7 protein-coding genes are annotated in these 7,830 nt (G+C 70.0%); 1 reads left to right on the top strand and 6 read right to left on the bottom strand.

Annotation, left to right across the window (positions count from 1 at the left end; translation table 11 throughout):
* Positions 1-42: 42 nt before the first annotated feature.
* The 6 genes from ACWGIG_RS34700 to ACWGIG_RS34675 form a co-directional block, all read right to left on the bottom strand.
* The gene (locus ACWGIG_RS34700) at positions 43-1,704 is read right to left on the bottom strand and encodes a beta-N-acetylhexosaminidase (protein ID WP_453325679.1); all 1,662 of its coding nucleotides are present in this window, start codon (positions 1,702-1,704) and stop codon (positions 43-45) included.
* Positions 1,705-1,712: 8 nt separating this feature from the next.
* Entirely contained in the window at positions 1,713-2,582 is an 870-nt protein-coding gene (locus ACWGIG_RS34695; protein ID WP_453325678.1) for a carbohydrate ABC transporter permease, read from the bottom strand.
* A complete protein-coding gene (locus ACWGIG_RS34690) occupies positions 2,579-3,553 on the bottom strand; it encodes a carbohydrate ABC transporter permease (RefSeq protein WP_453325677.1) in 975 nt (324 codons plus the stop codon). Before ACWGIG_RS34690 ends, ACWGIG_RS34695 begins: the two co-directional genes overlap by 4 nt.
* Positions 3,554-3,599: 46 nt before the next feature.
* The gene (locus ACWGIG_RS34685; RefSeq protein WP_453325676.1) at positions 3,600-4,910 is read right to left on the bottom strand and encodes an extracellular solute-binding protein; all 1,311 of its coding nucleotides are present in this window, start codon (positions 4,908-4,910) and stop codon (positions 3,600-3,602) included.
* A 291-nt stretch (positions 4,911-5,201) separates the two neighbouring features.
* Positions 5,202-5,501: a DUF3039 domain-containing protein gene (locus tag ACWGIG_RS34680; protein WP_185031735.1), complete on the bottom strand. Its 300-nt coding sequence runs from the start codon at positions 5,499-5,501 to the stop codon at positions 5,202-5,204.
* 90 nt (positions 5,502-5,591) lie between these two features.
* Positions 5,592-6,149, bottom strand: coding sequence for a YqgE/AlgH family protein (locus tag ACWGIG_RS34675; protein ID WP_453325675.1), 558 nt, complete (start codon positions 6,147-6,149; stop codon positions 5,592-5,594).
* Positions 6,150-6,414: 265 nt separating this feature from the next.
* Here ACWGIG_RS34675 and murA point away from each other — a divergent pair, with 265 nt between their 5' ends.
* The gene (murA, locus tag ACWGIG_RS34670; RefSeq protein WP_453325674.1) at positions 6,415-7,755 is read left to right on the top strand and encodes a UDP-N-acetylglucosamine 1-carboxyvinyltransferase; all 1,341 of its coding nucleotides are present in this window, start codon (positions 6,415-6,417) and stop codon (positions 7,753-7,755) included.
* Positions 7,756-7,830: the final 75 nt, after the last annotated feature.

Genomic DNA, 7,830 nt, shown 5'->3' with positions numbered 1-7,830 from the left:
TCCCGGGACCGGGGCGGCGGCGTGCGGATCCCCCCGGTCGGCTCACACGTTCGGGGGCGCCCCCTCGATCGGGCGTCCGATCACGCCGGGTCGCCGCTGGTGCGGCAGCGGCCCGCCCGGCGGGCGGTAGTCGACGCCGAGGGCGTCGAGTCGGCCGTAGTGGGCGGTCATTCGCGACTCGAAAGCAGCGAAGTCCCGTGCGGCGGGGGCGGGCAGGGCCGACCAGGCGACCTCGGCGAAGGCGGCGAGGCGGGGGAAGACCTGGTAGTCGACGCGGCTCCGGTTCTCCATGACCTCGGTCCAGACGTTGGCCTGGGTGCCCAGGACGTGCCGGGCCTCGTCCTCGGTGAGCTCCGGCGGTACGGGCTCGAAGCGGTAGACGTCCTCCAGCGTGCGGACGTACCCGATGGGCATCGGCTCGTCGGGGCCGCCGTGCTGACGGTGGTCCAGATACACCTGCTGCTCGGGGCACATGACGACGTCGTGGCCGGCCTTGGCGGCGGCGATGCCGCCCGCGTAGCCCCGCCAGGAGGAGACCGCCGCGCCCGGGGCGAGGCCGCCCTCCAGGATCTCGTCCCAGCCGATCAGACGGCGGCCCCGGTCGGCGAGCCAGCTGTCGAAGTGCCGTACGAACCACGACTGGAGCTCGTCCTCGCCCGCCAGGCCGAGTTCCTCGATACGGGCCTGGGCGGCCGGGGACTTCTGCCACTGGTCCTTGGGGGCCTCGTCGCCGCCGATGTGCACGAAGCGGGACGGGAAGAGGTCGAGGACCTCTTCGAAGACCCCTTCGTAGAAGCGCAGTACGTGATCGGCGGGGGCGAGGATGTTGGGGTTGACGCCCCAGGTGTCCCAGACGCCCAGCGCGGTCGTGTCGACGACGTCGGTGTTGCCGAGTTCCGGGTAGGCGGCGACGGCGGCCTGGGAGTGGCCCGGGATGTCGATCTCGGGGACGACGGTGATGTGGCGGGCGGCGGCGTACGCGACGATCTCGCGGATGTCGTCCTGGGTGTAGAAGCCGCCGTGCGGGGTGTCGTTCCACAGGTCGGAGGCGCGGTGGCCCCACTTGGTGCGGGGCCGCCAGGAGCCGACCTCGGTGAGGCGGGGGTGGCGCTTGATCTCGATGCGCCAGCCCTGGTCGTCGGTGAGGTGGAAGTGGAAGACGTTCAGCTTGTGCGCGGCGAGCAGGTCGAGGTAGTGCAGGACGTCGTTCTTCGGCATGAAGTGCCGGGCCACGTCGAGCATCAGGCCGCGCCAGCCGAAGCGGGGCGCGTCGTCGATCACCTGGTGCGGTACGCCCCACCGCTCCTGGGCCGGGTCCACCGGCGCGCTGCGGAAGGCTTCGGGGCCGAGGAGTTGACGGAGGGTCTGGGCCGCCCAGAAGACTCCGGCGGCGCTGCCGCCGCGGAGCTCGAAGCCCTGCCCCTGGATCACGCTCAGCCGGTACGCCTCCGCCGCGAGGGCGTCGTCCAGCACCAGCCGTACCGCACCGCTGCCGTCCGCACCAGTGCCGTCCACCCCGCCACCGTCCGCGACGCCCGGTGCAAGCGGCAGGCCGAGTGCGCGGCCCACGGTGCCGCGCAGCCACTCCGCGACGGACTCCGTGCCCGGAGCCGCGTACAGCGTGGACCTCTTGTCCAGCCAGACCGCTCCACAGTGTGGCCCCTCCACCGCCACCGGGGCCGGAATCACGTTCGTCACGTCCATCACTCCCATCAGTCCTTGACCGCTCCGCCCAGTCCCGAGACCAGGCGCCGTTGCACGAGTACGAAGAAGACCAGCACCGGGATGGTCATCACCGTCGACGCCGCCATGATCCCGCCCCAGTCGTTCTCGTCGGGTTTGAAGAAGACCAGCAGCGCCATCGGCAGCGTCGACTGCGCGGTGTCGCTGATGATGAAGGTCTTCGCGAACAGGAAGTCGTTCCAGGTCGAGATGAACGAGAAGACGCTCGTCGCGACCAGCCCCGGGAAGACCAGCGGGAAGAGGATCTGCCACAGGAAGCGCGACCGTGAAGCCCCGTCGATGTAGGCGGCCTCCTCCAGCGCCTCCGGCACCGCCTTCACGAACCCCCGCAGCATCCACACCGCGAACGGCAGCGAGAAGGCGAGGTGCGGCAGGATCAGCGCGCCCAGCGTGTTGAGCTGCCCGAAGTCCCGCATCAGGAAGAACAGCGGGATGCTCAGCGCCTCCACCGGCACCATCTGCGCCACCAGGAACATGATCAGCAGCGTGGTGCGGAACTTGAACCGGAAGCGGGTCACCGCCGTCGCCGCCAGGAACGCGATCAGCGCCGAGAGCACCACCACGGACCCCGCGACCAGCAGGCTGTTGAGGAAGTACCGCCCGAAGTCCTGCTGCTCGAAGACCCGCCGGAAGGAGTCCAGGGACGGCGAGAGGGTCCAGGGCCTGGCCTCCGTGGACTGGATCTCCCCGGCCGGCTTGAAGGCGGAGAGCACCATCCAGTAGAGCGGGAAGGCGACCGCCACGGCGATCAGCAGCGCGGACGCCTCCGCCGCGAGCCGCCAGGGCCGGCGTACCCGAAATCGCGACCGGGAGCGTCCGGTTGCCTCAAGAGCACTCACAGCTCTTCCCCCTGACGTCGCATCAGCCGCAGGTACACCAGCGTCACCGCCAGCAGGATCAGCAGCATCACCACCCCGATCGCGGAGCCGAGGCTGTACTGCGAGGAGGCGAAGGCCTGTTGGTAGGCGTACACGTTCAGCACCAGGTTCTGGCCGGCGATGCCGCCGCCGCCCGTCATGACGTAGATCTGGGTGAAGACCTTGAAGTCCCAGATGATCGACTGGATGGTGACGACCACCAGGATCGGCCGCAGCATGGGCGCCATGACGGACCGCCAGATCCGCCACTGCGAGGCCCCGTCCAGCGACGCCGCCTCCAGCACCTCCTCCGGGATCGCCCGGATCCCGGCGTACACCGTGACCATCACGAACGGGAAGGAGCACCACACCACTTCGAGCAGTACGAGCGCGAAGGCGCTGAAGCGGCCGTACGTCCAGGAGAAGTCGCCGAGCCCGAGCAGCCGGTTGACGGGACCGAAGTCGGGGTCGAAGAGGAACACCCAGACCGTGGAGCCGGTCACCGCGGGCGTCGCCCACGCCCCGAGCGCCGCGAGCATCAGCGCGAGCCGGGGCAGTGCCCGGATGCGCGTCAGCAGTACGGCCAGCGCGCAGCCGACCGCGAGCGTGGTGACGACGCAGGCCGCGGCGAAGCCGACGGTCGCGGCGAGCACCTGCCAGAACTGCTCGTCGGCGAAGAGGTCGGTGTAGTTGCCGAGCCCCCGGAAGGAGGTCGGCTCACCACCGCTGACCTGGGCCTGGGTGTACTCCAGGAAGGAGATCAGGCCGAGCTGGTAGATCGGGTAGAGGAGGAGCGCGGCGAGGACGACGAGGGCGGGGGCGAGGTAGAGCCAGGGCGTCCACCCGCCCCGGGCGCTCGGCGGGACGCCCCTGCGGCGGCGCGGGGGCTTCGCGGCAGCCGCACCCTCCGCCCGGGGCGCGGCCTCCCGGGTCTTCAGCGGTACGGAGCTCACGCCGCCACCCCCCGTGCCCGCGCGGGCACGTGTCCGGATACGTGACTCACTTCGCCGACGCCCCGAACGCCGCGTCCATCTTCTTCGCCGCCTCGTCGGACGCCGCCGCCACGTCCTTCTTGCCGCTGACGATCTGCTGGAACATCGTCGGCAGTACGAGCGAGGCGTCGATCTTGCCCCAACCGGGCGACGCGGGAACGAACTTGGTGCCGGAGGCGAGCGTCTTCACGAACGGCGCCACGTACGGCTGCCTCTTCGCCGCCGCCGCGCGCACGTCCCCGTACGTCGGCAGGAAGCCCATCGCGTCGAACAGTTCGCCCTGCGTCTTCTTCGCCGTCAGCGACTTCATCAGGTCGACGGCGAGCGTGCGGTGCGAACTGCTCTTCAGGACGCCGATGTTGTTTCCGCCGGCGAAGGCGGGCGCCACCGAGCCCTTCTCGATGCCGGGCAGCGGCACCACCGCGTACTTGCCCTTCACCTTGCCCGCCTCGACGGCCGCATGGCTGAAGTCGCCGCCGATCACCATCGCCGCCTTGCCCGCGGCGAACGCCGTGAGGGTGTCGTTGCCCGTCATCTCGGCGCACTTGGCGGCGGGGCAGTTGTCGTCGCCGAAGAGCGAGGTGTAGGCGGTGATGCCCTTGCGGGAGGCCTCACTGTTGATGGCCGACTTGTACGAGGAGCCGCTGCCGGTGGCGATTTCGCCGCCGTTGGCCCACACGAACGGCATCGCCCCGTAGGTGTACGCACCGCCGACCGCGAGCCCGTACATCTCCGGCTCCGCCTTGCGCAGCGCCTTCGCCGCGGCGATCAACTCGGCCTGACTGGAGGGGACCTGGACCCCGGCGTCCTTCAGTACGTCCGTACGGTAGTACAGCGCGCGCACCCCCACGAAGAGCGGCGCCCCGTACACCTTCCCGTCGACGGTGACGGACTGCCTGGCCGTCGGGTCGGCGTCCTTCGCCTCGTCCCACGCCGCGAACTCGGCGCTGACGTCGGCGAGTCCGCCGTCCTTGACGTATCCGGCGGTGTCGGTGTTGCCGTACTCGATGAGGTCCGGGGCGCTCTTCGGGTCGTTGAAGGCGGCCTTGATGCGCTGGGCGCGGGTGTCGACGGGGATGTACTCCACCTCGACCTTCGCGCCCGCGTGAGACTTCTCGAAGGCCGCGACGGCGCGCTCGACGACCTGCTCCTTGGGCTTGTTGGCGACCTCCTGGAACAGCCAGACGCGGAGCGTGCCGCTCTTCGCGTCCTCCTTGGCGCCGCCGCCGGAGGTCTGCGGGGCGCAGGCGGAGGCGGCCAGTACCGAGGAGAGGACAAGTGCCGCCGCGGGCAGGGAAGTTCGGGCGATGCGCTTCATGTACGTGAACCCCTGTCGAATGAGCGCGCGTTGCAGCATGCGCAACGCACGTTTCGTACTGCACAACACAACAGGCAGGAGACTAGAGCGCGCCCTCACTCCGGACAAGACCCGCACGCAAAGCCGTACCGAGGGGGCACGAGGAGGCGCCCCTCGGGGCATACGAAAACGGCCCCCGCCGCACGCCGAAGCGCACCGCGGGGGCCGTCCCCGAGAAATCAACCGGGCAGGAAGAGCCCGGGCAAGCAGAACGGGCAGAACCCGAACAGGCCGGGCAGGAAGCGCCGCTTCCTACTTCTTGTCGCCCTTGCCGTCCTTACCGCCCTTGCCACCCTTGTCGCCGAGAGACTCGAAGATCTCCTTGCACATCGGGCAGACCGGGTACTTCTTCGGGTCGCGCCCCGGCACCCACACCTTGCCGCAGAGCGCCACGACGGGAGTGCCCTCCAGGGCACTCGCCATGATCTTGTCCTTCTGGACGTAATGGGCGTACCGCTCGTGGTCCCCGTCGCCGCGCGACGTCTGCGGAACCGGCTCTACAAGGGTCCCCGTACCTGCCCCGCGCTCGGGCTCGGGCTCAAGAGTGCTCATACGGGCCAAGGGTACAAGGCCCCTCATGCCCCGGTCCTTCCCAGTTCGGCCAAGGACCGACCGGCCCGGTTCGACGAGGGACCGTCCGGCCTAGTTCAGCGAAGGATCGTCCGGATACGTCGCGATCATCGCCAGCCCGCTCCGCTGCCTGCGCAGCACCGCCCGCCACAACCCCTCCGGCTCGGGCGAGGACACGTCCCCCGGCTCGGACTCGACGACGTACCAGGCCCCGTCGGTCAGCTCGTCCTCCAGCTGACCCGGGCCCCACCCCGCGTACCCGGCGAAGATCCGCAGCGAGCCGAGGGCGGCCGCCAGCAGCTCCGGCGGCGCGTCGAGGTCCACCAGACCGATCGCGCCGTGCACCCGCCGCCACCCCATGGGATTGGCGCCGGGCACCACCGCCACGCCGAGCGCCGAGTCCATCGACACGGGGCCGCCCCGGAAGACCACCCCCGGCGCCCCGGCCAGCTCCGCCCACGGGGCGAGGATCTGGTCGACACCGACCGCCGTCGGCCGGTTCAGCACCACGCCGAGCGAGCCCGCGTCGTCATGGTCGATCAGCAGTACGACCGCGCGGTCGAAGTTCGGGTCGGCGAGTGCCGGCGTCGCCACCAGCAGCCGCCCTGTGAGCGAGGACACCTCCGTCATGCGCCACATGATCCCGCAGTTTCGCTCTCCGCGGGGAGTCCGTGACAGGCGGAAAAGGTCCGCAGCTCAGGGCGCACGGCAGCAGTGGGAGCGCGCGACGCGCAGCACAACCGGACCGTAACCCTCCGGTGATGACCATAAAACAGAGCGTGTTGTGGCGAATTCATGACGTACGTCCACCCCGTTCGACCACACTGAACCCGGGCATCAGCCCATTACCCTTTCCTCTTGGCCCCCTGTCCGACGATTCCGGAACGCGAGATACATGACCGGCACAGACGATGTACTGCTTGTCCACGGCGGCACCCCGCTGGAGGGCGAGATCCGCGTCCGCGGCGCCAAGAACCTCGTGCCCAAGGCGATGGTCGCGGCGCTCCTCGGCAGCGGTCCGAGCAGGCTGCGCAATGTGCCCGACATCCGCGACGTGCGCGTCGTACGCGGGCTGCTCCAGCTGCACGGGGTGACGGTCCGCCCCGGCGACGAGCCGGGCGAGCTGATCATGGACCCGTCGCACGTCGAGTCCGCGAACGTCGCCGACATCGACGCGCACGCGGGCTCCTCGCGCATCCCGATCCTGTTCTGCGGCCCGCTGCTGCACCGGCTGGGCCACGCGTTCATCCCGGGTCTCGGCGGCTGCGACATCGGCGGCCGGCCGATCGACTTCCACTTCGAGGTGCTGCGCAAGTTCGGCGCGACCATCGAGAAGCGGGAGGACGGCCAGTACCTGGAGGCCCCCCAGCGGCTGCGCGGCTGCAAGATCACCCTCCCCTACCCGTCGGTCGGCTCGACCGAGCAGGTGCTGCTCACCGCCGTCCTCGCCGAGGGCGTCACCGAGCTGTCCAACGCGGCCGTCGAGCCCGAGATCGAAGACCTGATCTGCGTCCTGCAGAAAATGGGCGCGATCATCTCGATGGACACCGACCGCACGATCCGCGTCACCGGCGTCGACCGGCTCGACGGCTACACGCACCGCGCGCTCCCGGACCGCCTCGAAGCGGCTTCCTGGGCCTCTGCGGCGCTGGCCACCGAGGGCAACATCTACGTGCGCGGCGCCCAGCAGCGCTCGATGATGACCTTCCTCAACACCTACCGCAAGGTCGGCGGCGCCTTCGAGATCGACGACGAGGGCATCCGCTTCTGGCACCCGGGCGGCGCACTCAAGTCCATCGCCCTCGAAACGGACGTCCACCCCGGCTTCCAGACCGACTGGCAGCAGCCCCTGGTCGTCGCCCTCACCCAGGCCACCGGCCTGTCGATCGTCCACGAGACGGTGTACGAGTCGCGGCTCGGCTTCACCTCCGCGCTCAACCAGATGGGCGCGCAGATCCAGCTCTACCGCGAGTGCCTGGGCGGCTCCAACTGCCGCTTCGGCCAGCGCAACTTCCTGCACTCGGCGGTCGTCTCGGGCCCCACCAAGCTCCAGGGCGCCGACCTGGTCATCCCCGACCTGCGCGGCGGCTTCTCGTACCTGATCGCGGCCCTCGCCGCCCAGGGCACGAGCCGTGTGCACGGCATCGACCTGATCAACCGCGGCTACGAGAACTTCATGGAGAAGCTCGAAAAGCTCGGCGCGAAGGTCGAACTGCCGGGCGGCGCGCTCGTCTAGCAGCAGCGCGCGAGAGCACTTCTCGTACGTCCCCGGGGGCGGCCACCGTTGGTTCGGTGGCCGCCCCCCGTGCAA

The sequence above is a fragment of the Streptomyces sp. NPDC054863 genome (assembly GCF_053610825.1).
This window is presented reverse-complemented; position numbering and strand designations above follow the sequence as displayed.